13 protein-coding genes and 1 tRNA gene are annotated in these 15,550 nt (G+C 64.9%); 9 read left to right on the top strand and 5 right to left on the bottom strand.

Annotated features, from left to right (window positions below; translation table 11 throughout):
* The first annotated feature begins 133 nt into the window (after positions 1-133).
* The gene (locus HL666_RS29485; protein ID WP_172109914.1) at positions 134-1,345 is read left to right on the top strand and encodes an NnrS family protein; all 1,212 of its coding nucleotides are present in this window, start codon (positions 134-136) and stop codon (positions 1,343-1,345) included.
* Here the strand turns inward: HL666_RS29485 and HL666_RS29490 are convergent.
* Positions 1,330-4,857, bottom strand: coding sequence for a PAS domain S-box protein (locus HL666_RS29490; protein ID WP_172185036.1), 3,528 nt, complete (start codon positions 4,855-4,857; stop codon positions 1,330-1,332). The genes HL666_RS29485 and HL666_RS29490 overlap by 16 nt on opposite strands.
* A 324-nt stretch (positions 4,858-5,181) precedes the next feature.
* Here HL666_RS29490 and HL666_RS29495 point away from each other — a divergent pair, with 324 nt between their 5' ends.
* The 8 genes from HL666_RS29495 (at position 5,182) to HL666_RS29530 (ending at position 11,810) form a co-directional block, all read left to right on the top strand.
* Positions 5,182-5,562: a phasin family protein gene (locus HL666_RS29495; protein ID WP_172185038.1), complete on the top strand. Its 381-nt coding sequence runs from the start codon at positions 5,182-5,184 to the stop codon at positions 5,560-5,562.
* Between the two features lie 244 nt (positions 5,563-5,806).
* Positions 5,807-6,241: a phasin gene (locus HL666_RS29500; RefSeq protein WP_172109911.1), complete on the top strand. Its 435-nt coding sequence runs from the start codon at positions 5,807-5,809 to the stop codon at positions 6,239-6,241.
* A 252-nt stretch (positions 6,242-6,493) separates the two neighbouring features.
* Positions 6,494-6,570: transfer RNA gene (locus tag HL666_RS29505), tRNA-His, on the top strand.
* 138 nt (positions 6,571-6,708) lie between these two features.
* The gene (locus HL666_RS29510; protein WP_246741652.1) at positions 6,709-6,894 is read left to right on the top strand and encodes a hypothetical protein; all 186 of its coding nucleotides are present in this window, start codon (positions 6,709-6,711) and stop codon (positions 6,892-6,894) included.
* 202 nt (positions 6,895-7,096) lie between these two features.
* A complete protein-coding gene (locus HL666_RS29515) occupies positions 7,097-7,492 on the top strand; it encodes a hypothetical protein (RefSeq protein WP_172185040.1) in 396 nt (131 codons plus the stop codon).
* A gap of 952 nt (positions 7,493-8,444) precedes the next feature.
* Positions 8,445-10,271: a tetratricopeptide repeat-containing glycosyltransferase family protein gene (locus tag HL666_RS29520; RefSeq protein ID WP_246741653.1), complete on the top strand. Its 1,827-nt coding sequence runs from the start codon at positions 8,445-8,447 to the stop codon at positions 10,269-10,271.
* Positions 10,264-10,851, top strand: coding sequence for a hypothetical protein (locus HL666_RS34325; RefSeq protein ID WP_246741654.1), 588 nt, complete (start codon positions 10,264-10,266; stop codon positions 10,849-10,851). Before HL666_RS29520 ends, HL666_RS34325 begins: the two co-directional genes overlap by 8 nt.
* 281 nt (positions 10,852-11,132) lie before the next feature.
* Positions 11,133-11,810, top strand: coding sequence for an AAA family ATPase (locus HL666_RS29530; protein WP_172109907.1), 678 nt, complete (start codon positions 11,133-11,135; stop codon positions 11,808-11,810).
* Positions 11,811-11,934: 124 nt separating this feature from the next.
* Here HL666_RS29530 and HL666_RS29535 read toward each other — a convergent pair whose 3' ends face one another.
* The 4 genes from HL666_RS29535 to trxB all read right to left on the bottom strand — a co-directional run bounded on the left by HL666_RS29535 (position 11,935) and on the right by trxB (position 15,526).
* A complete protein-coding gene (locus tag HL666_RS29535) occupies positions 11,935-12,099 on the bottom strand; it encodes a hypothetical protein (protein WP_172109837.1) in 165 nt (54 codons plus the stop codon).
* A 153-nt stretch (positions 12,100-12,252) separates the two neighbouring features.
* The gene (locus HL666_RS29540; RefSeq protein WP_172185044.1) at positions 12,253-13,173 is read right to left on the bottom strand and encodes a 4-hydroxy-tetrahydrodipicolinate synthase family protein; all 921 of its coding nucleotides are present in this window, start codon (positions 13,171-13,173) and stop codon (positions 12,253-12,255) included.
* A gap of 456 nt (positions 13,174-13,629) precedes the next feature.
* Positions 13,630-14,553 carry a LysR family transcriptional regulator gene (locus HL666_RS29545; RefSeq protein WP_006610484.1) on the bottom strand — a complete coding sequence of 308 codons (924 nt, stop codon included), beginning with the start codon at positions 14,551-14,553 and terminating at the stop codon, positions 13,630-13,632.
* A gap of 7 nt (positions 14,554-14,560) precedes the next feature.
* Complete coding sequence (gene trxB, locus HL666_RS29550) at positions 14,561-15,526, bottom strand: thioredoxin-disulfide reductase (protein ID WP_172109905.1); 966 nt, start codon at positions 15,524-15,526, stop codon at positions 14,561-14,563.
* Positions 15,527-15,550: the final 24 nt, after the last annotated feature.

A 15,550-nucleotide genomic window follows, 5' to 3' on the forward strand; every position in this document is an offset into this window, starting at 1 on the left:
CGCCGCTCAATAACACGTTTTCGCGATCCGTCGGAAGTTTGTGCTGGCGCAATCCGCCGCGAGCCGTCCGCAACTACGTGTGGGAGGCGCCATCATCGGCGCGGTTCCCGTCCAGCATCGAGCGAGCATGCACATGGCCATTCCGCGCAACTATCAGGGCTTGACCGTTCTCGGCAACGGGTTCCGTCCGTTCTTCCTGCTCGGTGCGATGCAGGCCGCGCTGGCGATCCTGGTCTGGCTGCCGGCCTATTACGGCGAGTTGACGCTGAGCTCTGCGTTTACGCCGCGCGACTGGCACGTGCATGAGATGCTCTACGGCTATCTGCCGGCCATCGTCACGGGCTTTCTGTTCACGGCAATTCCGAACTGGACCGGACGGCTGCCGATCCGCGGCCTGCCGCTGCTGACGCTCGTCACCGTGTGGCTGGCGGGGCGGATTGCCGTGACGCTGTCTGCCTTCGCTCCGTGGTGGGCGGCGCTGCTGATCGATGCAAGCTTCCTGCTGCTGGTCGTCCTTGCCGCGGCACGCGAGATCGTGGCGGGGCGAAACTGGCGCAATCTGCCGGTCGTCGCGGTCGTCGGCGTGCTGTGCGCCGGCAACATCGCGTTTCATCTCGAAGTGCATCTGCGCGGCTCGGCCGATGATGCGATCCGCGTCGGCGTCGCCGTCATCGTGCTGCTGCTCGCCTTGATCGGCGGCCGCATCACGCCGAGCTTCACGCGCAACTGGCTGGTCAAGCACAATCCCGGCCGGCTTCCGGCCCCGTTCGGCCGCTTCGACATGGCCGTCGTGGTCATCAGTGCGCTGAGCCTGCTGGGCTGGATCGTCGTGCCCGACAGCGCCGCGACCGGGCTCGCACTGGCCGCGGCCGGCATGCTGCACGCGGTGCGGCTGGCGCGCTGGGCCGGCGATCGCACGCTGCGTGAACGGCTGCTGGTGATCCTGCATGTCGGCTATGCCTTCGTGCCGCTCGGCTTCCTGATCAATGCGGCGGCGAGCTTCGGATGGGTGCTGCCGAGCGCCGGGCTGCATGCCTGGATGGTCGGCGCCGCCGGAATCATGACGCTCGCGGTGATGACCCGAGCCACGCTCGGCCACACCGGTCAGGCGCTGACCGCCTCGGTCGCCACGCAGGTGATCTATCTCGGGATCATCGTGGCGGCGGTCACGCGGGTCTGTGCCGTGCTGGTGCCGGCGCATGCGGGAGCGCTGCTGCACGTTGCGGCCTTCGCCTGGATCATCGCCTTCTCGGGCTTTGCCCTGGCGTTCGGTCCGCTGCTGCTGGGTCTCAGGCTGCGCGCGCTCGCGATCCGCTCGACGGGGGCGGCTCAGCCGGTGCTCTGATTGCGGGCGACCGCGCGTGAGAACACCACCTCCATGAGCGTGCCGGATTTCGGCGCCGCCTTGACGTGAAACTGCGCCCGGTTGGCTTCGACCAGCGCCTTGGTCAGCGACAGGCTGAGACCCGCGCCCTCGGAGCTCAGCTCGGCGCCGGCCGTCGCACGGAACGGCTCGAGCGCCGCAGCGACGGCCTGATCATTCAACCCATGACCGGTGTCGCGCACGCGGAGCACCACCTCGCCGAAATCCGACAGCGCTGTCGAGACGATGACCTGGCCGCCGGCATTGGCCAGCGAGATCGAGGCCGAGATCAGGTTCGTGGCGATCTGGCGCAGCGCCCTGGTGTCGGCGATGACGGGCGGCAGCGTCTGCGACAGCGAGGTGCGGATGATGATGCGGGCGCGGTTGGCCTGCGGCTGCATCACCGCGACGCAGCCCTCGACCAGCTCGTTCAGATTCTGCGCGGTGAAGGCCAGCTCGAGCTTTCCGGTCTCGATGCGCGACAGCTCGAGCAGATCGTCGATCAGCGACACCACGCGTTCGCCGGAGGTGCGGATGTCCTTCATGTATTCGGCGTAGCGCGCATTGCCGAGCGTGCCGAAGCGTTCGCCGATCATGACCTCGGCAAAGCCGATGATCGCGTTCAGCGGCGCACGCACCTCGTGGCTGATCCGCGCCAGCATGTCGGCCTTGGCGTTGGCCGCCCGGTCGGCGACGCGCCGGGCCTGCAGCAACTCGCTTTCGCCGCGGCGCAGCTGCGACAGATCGCGGAACACGGCGAAGAAGTTCGGGCCGTCGATTCTGGTCCGGCCGATCGTCATCGAGAGCGGGATCGCGCCGCCCTGGGCGACCTTGCCGAGCACCTCGCGGCCTTGATCCAGCATGCTGGAGGCGCCGGACTGCTGCACGCAGTCGAGATAGTCCACCACCAGCCGCGCGCTCTCCGGCGCGAACAGCTCGATCAGATTGCGGCGGACCAGCTCCGCTCCGTCGTAGCCGAACAAGGCCTCGGCGCTGCGGTTGCAGGCGTGGATGTTGCCGCCGGCATCGAACATCAGGATGCCTTCGGCCGTGACGTCGAGGATCGCGGCCAGGTCTTCGGCTTCGGCATGGCCGGCGGCCGGAGGCGGGGCGACCACGAGTGCGGGCGGCGCGGACGGCGGCGGAGCCGGCGCTGGCGCGGCTTCGGCGGCAGAAGGAAGAGCTGCCGCCGGGCCGGGCGCCGGTGCGAAGATCAGCGCATGCGCGCTGTCGCCGTCCCAGGTGATCGTGAACAAGCGCGCCTCGGCCTTGATCTCCTCGCTGGAGGAGCCGTCGGCGGCCGAGATCGTCACCGGCGTGCCTGCTTCGGATCTGCCCGTGGCGGATGGCGCGCCGGGCTCGACATAGAGGGCATCGAGCCCGCCGGCCTGCTCCAGGGTCGGCAGGTCGGCATAGCCCATCTGCTTGAAGAAGGCTGGATTGGCGTAGAGCAGCCGGTCGAGCCGATAGATCAGCATGCCGGTCGGCAGCAGATCGAGCAGGATCCGGTCGCGCTGGCTGTCGCCCTGTGCCGGCGGCGCTTCGGGCGTCAGCCAGTCCGTCTGAAGGGCGGTGCCGTGCTCAGTCACGACCTCGCTCGCCGGCGGCGCATCCGGATGCTGTGGTGGACCAAACGGATCGCTCATGCGCGGGGCCGCTTCGAACGTCGCGCCGGGACCGTCGGCCGGCGTGTTGCGGATTTCACCTTCGAGCCGGGCCGACAACTGGCGCGCAAGTTCATGAAACGCATTGTTCTCCACCGGCGTCAGCGCCGGAAGCTTGGCCTCGCCCGGGGCGCGGAACGGCACGACGTTCCCTGCCGCCTCCAAGCCGACGCCATCGACGTGGGAGGCTTCCATTGCAGCGGAAGCGTCACGCGCCGACACGGTGATGTTGTCCTGGTGCGGCGGCGCATCTGCGGCCGGCGCATGGTCGGATTGGGCATCGTCCGGGAGCGCCTCGGCGGCGGAGGCGACATCGTCTCCGTCCGCATGCCCGGCATCGGCCATGTTCATCTCGGCCGCAGCCGCAAGCTGCGTTTCCAACCGGTCCAGCGCGTCGAGGTCGCGGCAGACGCCGAAGCCGCGATAGCCCGCATGGCTCTTGCCCTCGGCGAGGACGGGAAGTCCCGACAGCTCCACGGCCAGCCGCTCGCCATGCGCCGCAGGCCAGGTGACGACGAGCCCGCTCCAGGTTTCCCGGGTCTCGATGGCCGTGGCGACACGCCCATCCGGATCGAGCCCGAGCGCCGCCGCAAGGTCGTGCCAGGGCCGGCCCAGTTGCGCGGCGCTGGATGCGCCGATCAGGCGGGCGAACTCGTCGGAGCCGAGCGAGAACCGTCCCTCGGCATCCATCTGCCACGAAAAGCGTAGGGGATGACGGCGGCCGCGTATGGACGGATCACCGGCCGCGATGTCGTTGCTGTCGTCCAGGGCGTGCTGCATCTCCATCGAGGACGCCGCTATTTCGGCGACCTCGGGAGCGTTGGGGAGTTCGCGAGCCCTTGTCTGCTCGGCAGTCTGGGCGACCAGCACTTCGTGGGAGGGGGGCGGCGCAGGTTCGAAGTCGGATGGATGCATGTCGGTCGTCGTCTGCGACGCGAGCGGCTCGAACAACTCGGCTTCGGCGGGATCGTCGATCAGGAGGAATTCGGCCGGAGCTTCGTTGGACAGCGCAGGGGCTTCGTAGTCGGTCTGGCGTTCGGTCATTTCATCCATCGAAGGAGCAGGCGGAGTCTCGGCCGCGTCCGCGAGATCCGCGGAAGCCGGTGATGCCGGGGCGGCATCTGCGGTGAGCTCTGCATCAGGTGTCGGCACCGGGCGCGGCGCGTCCAACTCGTCGGGCGGGGCGGGCAGCGGTACGGCGATCAGTCCGGTCTGACTGCCACTGCCGATCCGGTAGAGGGTTGCGCGCTCGCTGCCGAGCAAAACCTCGGCGGCTCCATCGGCCAGCGCCGCGTTGCGGATCGCGGCGAATCGCGGATCGCTCAGATCGTGCATGCCGAACAGGTCGCGGCCGGCCGTGCTGATGCCGGCGAACTGACCGTCCTGAGTAAACGCGATCAGCGCATGCGCGCTGTCATCCACCAGCCGTTTCAAGCGATCCGCCAAGGGGAAGCTGCGGCCGCCGCTGTCGGTGCCGGTGATCAGCACCGCGTACGCCCCGTCGGGAAGGTCGATCCGGGCGCAGCCGCAGGTCGCGAGCGTGCCGAGCGGCGCGCCGAAGCCGCGCAGACGTTCGAGTCGCAACGCGCCATGCCCGGGCAACCGCCGGCCCAATTGCGCGATCTGGCGGCGATGCTGATCGGCGGGACCAAATGTTTTGGCGATCAGCGCCGGCACGTTTGCCGCCCCGAGCGCACGTGCGCCGACCGCATTGGCCCACAGCACGTGGCGGCCGTCGGCCGACCAGAGCCACGCAGGCAGCGCGCCCGCGGCATGGACGGCCAGCCGGGGATCGCTGAGGGCCTGCAATTCGAGATCGGCGTGGGTCATGGGCGACGACGGCGAACGGCTCTTGTGGCGTTGATCGGCTGCCGGAAGTGGCAGCGTTAAGAATTCGTTACTATCGCGCGTTTTGAGGGCAGAGGTCCACGGCCGGGCCGGGCTGTGGTCCTGCTAAAGCTTGGATAACCTTAATGTGTTCCTCGGGCGCTCAGGAGGCGCCGAACCGGCGGCGAAAGTCGGGGTTGGACGTGGGAAGCGCGGCCGGGCGGTCAGGATGATAGGCAATGGGCCGAAGCCGCAGGCCGTCCGGCCCGATCCGGGCCAGCGGCGATGGGGCAGGCGGAGCCGATCCCGCAGCTGATGGAGGGACTCATGACCGACGACGGGCGTCGATACGACATGCCGAAGGATATGCGGACCTTGGCGGAAGCCGGCTTCGACCAGGCGCGCCAGACGTTCGAGAAGTTCCTGGCCGGCGCTGAAGCGACCGCCGGCTCGCTCGAAGAGCGCGGCGCGACCATGCGTGCGGGCGCGAAGGACATCGGAGCCAGGGTGCTGACCTACGCCGAGAAGAACGTGCAGTCGTCGCTGGACTATGCGCAGTCGCTGGTTCACGCCAAGGATCTCCCCGAAGTGCTCAAGCTGCATAGCGAATTCGTCCAGGGCCAGATGCGCTCATTGGCCGAGCAGGCCGGCGACATGGGCCAAGCCTTCAGCAAGGCGGCCATCGAAGCCACCAAGCCGAAAGCGTGAGGTTTTGGACACCCGAGTGCGTTGCGGCTCGTCACACGCACCGGTAGAGTTGGCATTCGGCTCGGCCCCGGGCGCGACAAACAGTTCCTGATAGTGGAATTTCCGTTGCGTTGCACAAATTCGACACGATATAGCTCTACGCGAGGTTGTTACTCACCTCCCAGGGGCGGTTCCTCTGCGTGATCCGAAGTGACTCTCCGATTGCCGGGGCGGTCCAGTCTCAATGTTTCGAAGGATGCATGCCATGACCAATGCCACCGATCCTTTCTCCGCGTCCATCATCCCGTTCGAGGTTCCCGAGCAGGTGCGCGCGCTCGCCGAAAAAGGCGTGTCGCAGGCCCGTGAGAACTACGCCAAGTTCAAGGACGCCGCAGAGACCCACAATTCGGCCATCGAGGCCTTCTTCGCCAATGCCAGCAAGGGCGCCGGCGCCTACTCCTCCAAGGTGATGGAGTTCACCAAGGCCAACACGACGGCCTCGCTCGACTTCGCCCAGGAGTTGTTCGGGGTGAAGTCGCCGACCGAGGCGATGGAGCTGTGGACCGGCTTCGCCCGCAAGCAGTTCGAGGCCTTCACCGCCCAGGCCAAGGAACTCGGCGAGCTCGGCCAGAAGGTCGCCACCGAGACGGTCGAGCCGATCAAGGAAAGCGCCACCAAGCTGTTCAAGCCGGCGGCCTGAGATCGCTTCGCCTGGCGCCCGACGGCGTCGGCGGCAATGGCCGACCATCCCGAGCCCGGCGCTGCGCGTCCGGGCTCGCTCCTTTTTAGGGCCCGCATTTCGGGCAGGCTCCGAAACCGCTCACAAAGGCGGCAAAAAACGCCGGGGAGGCGGCCGACTTTATCCGTTCTCGGACTTGCCAAATCCGCCCGTTGCACCTAGTTTCCGGCCCGTTCGGGCGCCCCCTCTCGCGGGGCTCTGCCCGTTTCGGATGCAGTTGTAGCTCAGTTGGTTAGAGCGCCTGTCTGTGGAACAGGAGGTCGGTGGTTCGAGCCCACCCAACTGTACCAAATCCCGACATATCCATCGTTTGCATCACCACTAGGTTCGTCCGATCTTGCGAGGTAACGAACGTCGGGGGCTGCCGATGAGCTCCGTGGCTGGCGCGGGGCAAATGGGCGCCAAGCGATCTCTGATCCCGAGGACGCATGATGGATTCGAAGTGGGCCGCAGTATTCAAGCAGCATGTCGAGCGGTCCATCGAGCAATTGTCGCTCGCGCTCACGCTTGCCGAAGAAGCCTGTGAAGACCAAGAATTTCTGAGGTTTAGGGGGACGATCGGCGATGTCATCGCTCGGCTGGACGCCATGCTTCAATGTCGTAGGGCGGATTAGCGCCAGCGTAATCCGCCCTCTCGAGCAAGATATTCGCGACGACCGTTGTTCCTGCCAGCGCCCTTGAGCAGCCTCTGCCCCATCCATCTCACGGTCTTGACGATGAAACGGCGGATCGCGCTGCGCTGATCCGCCCGACGCGCTGACGCATTTGAGGCCATCGTATTAGGATGCCGATCTTCGCCAAGAGACCGGAGCCAACGTGCCGACGTATTTTCCAATCGATGCGGGCGTGAGCTTCGCGTGCGATGACAGCGATCTTCTCGCCGTGAACTGGCAACGGGATCATCTCTCGGCAGATTTCATCCTTCCGGGCGCGGAGAAGCGCGCGCTCCGCGTTCACTTCAACGACGCCACCATCGTCCGTCTCCTCGACGAATTTCCGCTCAGCACCGAGGCGGACACAAAGCCGGAGGGGCTGGCCTCACGCCATTTCGCCTATCGTGTCGAGGGCTCCGTGTTTGCGGAGACTCAATCGGAGGCTTGGAAGTTGAATTTTCATCCTGCCAGCCACTATCGCTTCATCACGGGATGGGGATGCATGGACGTGCTCTCCAAAGCACCGCCTCGCTTTGAAGTCGTTGATCTCGATCTCTGATTAGTATCCGCGTGGGGCCGAAGGCAATCTGCCTGTTTGGGCCGCTTGCTTGTTCGCTGACCTCAAAGAACGGACTCTGCGTCACTTTCCGGTTTTCAGAATAATTCTTGACGCCGCCCCCAAATCAGTGGTTTTATCCGCGCATCCCGCCCAAGCGAAGGGGCGTACGCGCGGTCGTCACGATACGTGGGGCTGGGATGCGGTGGCCGTGGTGGATCAGGCGCTGATGCGCGACGACTGATCGATTGCGGACGATGAAGTCGTGTGGTCCTGGCCTCTCGTCGCTGAGGTCAAGTCCGCAAGCGTTGCCTGACGGCACGCGCGGGCGATGGGGGCAAGAACGCCGATCCCCAGGGAGATCACGTATAAATCGTAAGCCCATCGCGCAGGGAATGCCGGATGTTCGGCTGAACCTGTGGTGACTGCCGCCTGCTTTTCTTGTTGCAGGCGGGCCATGGGTGAGGCCTTCACCCGGCATTCCCTGCGCCCTCGCGTTGAGCGGGGGAAACGGCAGACCAACTCGGGCGTCCGGCGCCGCGAGAATGTTGGCGCGCGGGTCGACATCTCGCGATCATCATTCCGGTTCGCGGCGGGCACCAACGCTTGCCCAAGACTCCGCCGTCGTCCCTGCGAACGCAGGGACCGATAACCACAGGCTTTGATAGGATGATAACTGGCAGTTGCGCGTCACACGGAAATTCGCACGGAGCACGCGCGACGAGGACCGAGCGTCTGGCACAGATCTACGTCACACCGTCGATGGCATTTTTTCTCCCCTCTTGTCTCGGTTGAAGATCTGATTGATTCACGACCTTCAATGCCGTGGCTGCAACCATCGCGTGTCGTCATACATCTAGAGATAGAATTTTGCTTTTAGCCAGAGTGAGAATCACGTAGTCCGAGATTGCACCTGGAGCAACTTGCAACAATGAGCCGTCAAGAGCGTCGGACCTTGCAGACGAAGGCGAAGCCCAAACCTGTTCAACCCGATGGTGCTGCGATTCTCTACGAGTCAGCATTGCGTGAAATCGCGAGTGGCCGCCACGCAGACGCCGAGGGGTGTTGCCACATGGCGCTTGCGATCGATGGAGGACACGCGCCCACACTGAACTTGCTGGGCATCCTCGCGCTGCAGGCAGGGCATTACGATGCCGCGCTACAGTGGGTATCCCGTGCGCTCCAGCAGGACGTTCAGCCGCAATACTTCTTGAGTCTCGGCACGGTTCTCCAGGTCCAGGGACGGCCAGACGAGGTGATCAAGGTCTTCGACAAGGCGAGGGCGCTCGGTCTTGATAGCCCCGATCTGTGGATGCTGCGGGGCAATGCTCTGCTTCATCTGCAGCAGCTGGCCGACGCGGTCTCGAGCTTCCAACGCGTGCTGGAACTGAATCCGCAGAATTGGGATGCCGCAAACCAGTGCGGCATCACGCTTCAACGGTTGGGGCGGATCGACGAAGCGCTGGCCTGTCTCGACCTGAGCGACGCTTTGCGGCCCAACCATGTGCCGACACTCTTGATGCGTGGCGCGCTTCTGAATGCTCTGAAGCGCTTCGACGAGGCTCTTTCGATCTGCCGGCGAGCTCACGAGATCGAACCTGGCAACTCCGATATCTGCGTCAAGACGGGTATTGTCTTGCGCACGATGCGCAGAGACGAAGAAGCGCTGGCGTGGTTCGAGCGGGCTCTGGCCGTGCAGCCTGGCTCCAGGGATGCGCTGCACGACAAGGCTGCTGTCCTGACGAAGCTTCGCAGGTTCGACGAGGCCTTCGGGATCTACAGGCGGTTGAAGGACATCGAGCCGAGTGACGCTTTGGCTGATCTGGGAACAGCTCATCTGAACCTGCTGTTGGGGAATTTCGATGCGGGCTGGCGGGGGCGAGAAGCTCGTTGGCAGTTGCCGAGCGCCTATCCCCGGTTCCAGCAACCCATGTGGTTGGGTCATGACGACATCGCGGGAAAAACCATTGTCATCGCAGCCGACGAAGGGCTGGGCGATACGATCCAGTTTGCCCGCTACGTGCCGATGGTCGCAGCGCTCGGGGCTCGCGTCGTTCTGGCGGTCCAAAAGTCGCTGGTTGCTCTCCTGTCGAATATGGCTGGGATTTCGCAATGCATTCCGGTCTCCGAAGCGGCCGAGCTGGCGGCCGTTGATTTCCATTGCCCCATCATGAGCCTCCCTTTTGCGTTTCGAACGACGCTGGAGACGGTTCCTGCACCCGTCTCTTATTTGCGGGCGCCCGATCCGGAACGGATCCAATTCTGGGAGGAGCGTCTCGGCGCGCATGACAAACTGCGTGTCGGCCTGGTCTGGTCAGGCAATCCAAACCATCTGGACGACCACAACCGCTCCATCCCGTTGCGCATGTTGTCCGGCCTGCTCGGCGACGAAGCGGCGTTCATCAGCCTGCAGAAGGAGCCGAAGCCGGACGACAAGGCTGCCCTGCTGGAGGCGAGCCGGATCCTGGACCTGACCAGCGAGATCACCGATTTTGCGGACACGGCCGCGCTGATCTCCTGCCTCGATCTGGTGATCACGGTCGATACCAGTGTCGCCCATCTCGCCGGCGCGCTCGGTCGCCCGACCTGGACGCTTCTGTCGTACACGCCGGATTATCGCTGGCTGCTGGACCGTGACGACAGCGTCTGGTACCCGACGATGCGTCTTTTCCGGCAATGCGAAAGACGCAACTGGGCCGAAGTGGTCGAGCAGGTCGGAACGGCTCTTCACGAGATGACGACCCGGAGGGCGTTGCTCTCGGATCAACCCCAGCATGAATGAAGCGGCCTGCCGATCAAGCGTCGTGATGACGATGCTCTCGCGACCACTCTTGCCGCGAGATCCGGCTGCATCGAAGCCAAATCGCAACTACTCCCGATCTCCGTATTTTGACGGAGTTCTCGGCGCCGCGCGTCCGCGATCCCATGCGTACCGGCAGGATGCAGCGCGTTCGCTTGCGAATCCGACCTCGTTCAATCACAATTTGTGGCAACGAGGGGAGGGGACGATGAGGAGAATGGATCTCAATCCAGGCATGGCGGCCGTGCTGATCGGGACGGCGATCTTGTTAGTGCCGGCCGCGGCGCGCGCCTATACGGCCGAGCAGGAGCAGGCCTGCACCAGCGATGCCTTCCGGCTTTGTAGTTCCGACATTCCCAATGTCGATCGCGTCACCGCCTGCATGGTCCGTCGCAAAGCCGAGCTGTCGCCGCCTTGTCGCGCGCAGTTCGGGCCACAGCCACGCCAAGCCGCGTCATCGGGCCGCACAGACCGGCCGATGAGCATCCGGCCCGCAGCTAAGAAGCCGGTGAATGCGCGTGCGGGCAAGACGAAGAAGCCGTCGCGACCGGAACCGACCTGAGCACCGCCATGCCGCCGGACGCGTCACGGCGCGAACGGCGTGTCGCCACGCCCTGCTCGTTTCCGGTGCATATGCGCAGCCTCAGCATGCAAATGCGATCGGACATGACTGGATGTTGTCGAACGACACGCCTGACGTGCTGCGTTTTTGCTGATGGTGTGACTCAAAAACCAATGCGTTTCAGCAATCAGGAGTTACGCCCCGGCAATCGCTAAATTTATCTTCCGCGAATCAGTCCGCTGATTCATTTTCGCGGCCGGGGTCAATCTGGAGGCCAAGGTATGAACGTTATTGTTTTCGCATCGCGTAAGGGCGGTTCAGGCAAGAGCACCCTGGCCGCCCATCTCGCTGCGCAGATCAAGGCGAGCAAGTCTTGCCTGCTCATCGATGCCGACCCTCAGGGGTCGCTGACGCTTTGGCACAAGCTGCGCGGCACCAACGAGCCGCCGATCAAGACCGCCGTGAACTCGGTGAGCGCGATCGTGTCCGCGGCCCGCCGCGACGGCGTCGAGTGGGTGCTGATCGATACGCCGCCGACGATCTCGGCCGTGGTCGAGGATGCGATCAAGAACGCGACCATGGTGATCATCCCGGCCCGCCCGGGCGTGTTCGACGTCAACGCGGTTCAGGAGACGATCCAGACCTGCCGCGCTGCGCGCAAGCCGTATGCGGTCGTTCTCAACGGCGCTCCGGCGCGCCGCGACGACGCCGAGAGCCCGATCGTGACCATTGCCCGCGAGGCGCTGGCCAAGTTCAAGGCACCGGTGTGGGGCGGACAGATCACCAACCGCGCCGATCTCTTGATGGCGCTGGGCCAGGGCGAGGGCGTGCGCGAGTATTATGCGGAGGGTCGTGCTGCGGCCGAGATCGCCCGGCTGTGGGCGGCGATCGAGCGTTCGGTGAGGGCGATTCGCGGGACCGTCTCGGCGAATGGGGCCATGCACAAGCAGGCCGCCTGATCGCGATCGCTCCCACGAGGCATCGACGCGCGGTCTTCCGCGCGTTTTTCGCGCCGGATCCGATCGTTGTGATCGCAGCGATCGGGCAGGCCGCGAGGCGGCCACGCCCGCGCGGGACGCGAGGTCAGGCGACCATCAGCAGATAGAATGCAATCGCCGGCGTCAAAGTCAGGATCACCGACCAGATCCCGACCGCCCAGATAATGTCCTCGACGCTAAATCCCTGACGTTCAGGGAATGCATGATCCTGAAAAGCCACGACGCCCCCGCGCTCTTTGGTTTTCAACATTCATAGCGGAACATCTTTAAACAGCAGGTTGCGGACTGCGCGGCTTTTGATCGCCTCTGTTAGTTCGGATTAACTCTGCTGCCTCACGCAGGCGCGCCGTTATTCCGGGGTCGAGCCTGCGGGCCGCCCCGGAATGACCCCGGTCGCGACGGCTCAGGCGACGCGGGCTTGCGTAACAGACCTGCGGCGTTCGATCTCCAGGTCTAGCCGAGCGGCGAGCTCGTCTCCCACCTCCACCATCGGCAGTCGCATCTCGGCGCTGGCGATCAGGCTGGTCCGAGCCAGCCAGTACTTTGCCGGGGCCGGGCTCGGCTCGGTGAACAGCAGGCGCGTGAGATCCTCCACCTGCGCCCAGCATGCTGCCGCGGCGTCATGGCGGCCGGCCTTCACGTGATCGAGAATGGCCGCAAAATTGGTCGTCTCCAGATGCGCGGAGAGCAGGATGGCGCCGTCGGCGCCGACCTGCAAGGCGTCGAAGCTCTGGGCGTCTTCCCCGGTCAGAATTTGAAAGCCGGCAGGCCGGCGCGCGATCAGGTCGCGGGTCTGCATCCGGTTGGCGCAGCAATCCTTCAGCCCCGCGATGGCCGGATGCGCAGCGAGCTGGAGCAGCGTCGCATTGTCGAGCCCCACCGCCGAGCGATAGGGAATGTTGTAGAGCACGATCGGATGGGCGGCGCGATCGGCCAAGGCGGTGAAGTGCGCCAGCAGCCCGCGCTGCGACGGGCGCACATAAGGCGGGCTCGAGATCAGATAGAAGTCGATCGACCACGACGCCGTTCGATCGAGCGCCTCGATCAGATCGGCCGTCGCCACGCCCCCGATGCCGAGGCAGATCGGTAGCAGCCGGCCGATGGTGTCCAGCTCATCGCGGACCACGCTGACAAGACGCGCGCGCTCGTCCCATGACAGCGCCAATCCTTCGCCCGAGGTCGCACCGAGCACGAGGCCATCGATGGGCTGGGCGGCGTAGTGTCGGATCAGATGACGCAACGATCCTTCGTCGAGCGCGCCGTCGCAGAAGGGCGTGATCAGCGGCAGCCAGAGTCCTTGCAGTCGCGTTCGGGGGGTGGTCATGGTCCATCTCCTTGGGTGTCGTGAGCCGGAGACGGGACATGAAAAAACCCCGTCCTTGCGGCGGGGCTTGGTGAGGCGGCGGTGAACTCTCGAGAGGTTCTAGCGCGCGCGTCCACGGCTCCCCGGAAGGGGAGCTTTTTTCGACGACAGCTTGGCGTACGAAAATGCGGACATGCCTCCTACATGCGCGGCGCCGCTCAGACTGTCAACGTCGCAACACCAGCGAGACGGATACAAAGGGAAAAACCGAGCAAAAAAATAGCCGGGCCCAATGAGCCCGGCTGGAGGTATTGGCCAACGCGGCCGACACAATCACCTTCCAAGAGGGATTTCTGAGCGTCCGCGCCACTGGAGGAGGGGGACAATGCGTAACGCCGACGCTCAGCACCAAGACACTATGGTCTTCGTCGCGGCCCTGCAGCAAGCAGGTGTGCCGCATGTCAGACATGCACAATCTCAGGCCGGCCAGCGCTGTGCTTTGCTCACGACAAAGTCACGGAACACCTGAACGCGCGCGACCGTTTTCAATTCCTCTGGATAGACGAAGTAGGTGTCGAGCTGGATCGAGTCGGACTCGCCGAACAGCTGCACGAGGCGGCTGTTCTCTTCGACGAGATAGTCGGGCAGCGCGGCGATGCCGAGGCCCTGCTGACAGGCACGCACGAGACCGAGGATGTTGTTGACGCGGAAATAGGCCTCGCGCGGACCCGAGCCGTTGCGGCCGGCATCGACCAGCCAGCTGCGGTTCTGCAGATGCGGAGCAACCTGGCCGTCGGCGAGCATGATGATGCGATGATCGTCGAGCTCGTCGAGGGTGCGGGGCGTTCCGAAGCGCTTCACATATTCCGGCGAGCAGTAAGCGTGGAAGCTGATCGCGAACAGCTTGCGCTGGATCAGATCCGGCTGTGTCGGCTTCCGCGTGCGGATCGCGACGTCGGCCTCGCGCATCGACAGATCCAGCTCTTCGTCGGTGACGATCAGCGAGATCCGGATCTCCGGATACATGGCGGTGAATTCGCCGAGCCTCGGAATCAGCCAGTTGATGCCGACGCCGGGGGTGGTCGTGATCTTGAGGTCGCCGCTCGGACGCTCGCGGCTGTCGGTGAGCTTGGCGCGCGCCGCCTGAAGCTGCATGAAGACATCGTGCGCGGTGCGGAACAGCAGATCGCCCTGCTCGGTAAGGATCAGGCCGCGGGCATGGCGATGAAACAGCGAGACCGCGAGCTCCTGCTCCAGCGCGCTGACCTGGCGCGAGACCGCCGATTGCGACAGCCCGAGCTGCTCCCCGGCATGCGTGAAGCTCCCAGCTTCCGCCGCTGCGTGAAACACCTTCAGCTTGTCCCAATCCATATCCGTAAATCCATCCCGTGATCGTGGCATCGTCAGTTCATTCCGCAGCGGCGCGTTCGCTCGCCGCGTGGGCGATGAAGCGTTCGGCCTCGAGGGCTGCCATGCAGCCCATGCCGGCGGCGGTGATCGCCTGCCGATAGGTTTCGTCGGCGACGTCGCCAGCGGCGAACACGCCGGGGACCGAGGTCGCGGTCGAGCCGGGCACCACCTCGACATAGCCGGACGGCTTCAGCTTCAACTGACCTGCCACCAGCTCCGTGGCCGGTGCATGGCCGATCGCGATGAAGACGCCGTCGGCGGGCAGCTCGGTGAGCGCGCCGGTCTTGACGTTCTTCAGCCGGACATGGGTCACCTTCGACGGCGAGCTGGCGCCGCAGATTTCGTCGAGCGCACTGTCCCAGACGACCTTGATCTTGGGGTGCTTGAACAGCCGTTCCTGCAGGATGCGCTCGGCACGGAAATGATCGCGCCGGTGCACGACCGTGACGGTAGAGGCGAAATTGGTCAGGAACAGCGCTTCCTCGACGGCGGTGTTGCCGCCGCCGACCACGATGACCTCCTTGCCGCGATAGAAGAAGCCGTCGCAGGTTGCGCATGCCGACACGCCGAAGCCCTTGAACGTCTCCTCTGATGGCAACCCCAGCCAGCGCGCCTGGGCGCCGGTGGCCAGGATGACCGTCTCCGCCAGATAGACGTCGCCGGAATCGCAGGTCAGTCGGAACGGGCGCTGCGCCAGCTCGAGCTTGGTCACGAGGTCCGTCTTGATCTGGGCGCCGACATGGGTCGCCTGCTTCTCCATCTGCTCCATCAGCCAGGGGCCCTGGATGACGTCGGCAAAGCCCGGATAGTTCTCGACGTCGGTGGTGATGGTGAGCTGTCCGCCCGGTTGGATGCCCTGAATCAGGATCGGCTCCAGCATCGCTCGTGCCGCGTAGATCGCCGCCGTGTAGCCGGCAGGGCCGGAACCGATGATGACGACTTTGGCATGGATCGGAGCTTGCATGGGGTCGATAACTCGCTGGAAAAG

Source organism: Bradyrhizobium aeschynomenes (assembly GCF_013178945.1).
GTDB lineage: Bacteria > Pseudomonadota > Alphaproteobacteria > Rhizobiales > Xanthobacteraceae > Bradyrhizobium > Bradyrhizobium aeschynomenes.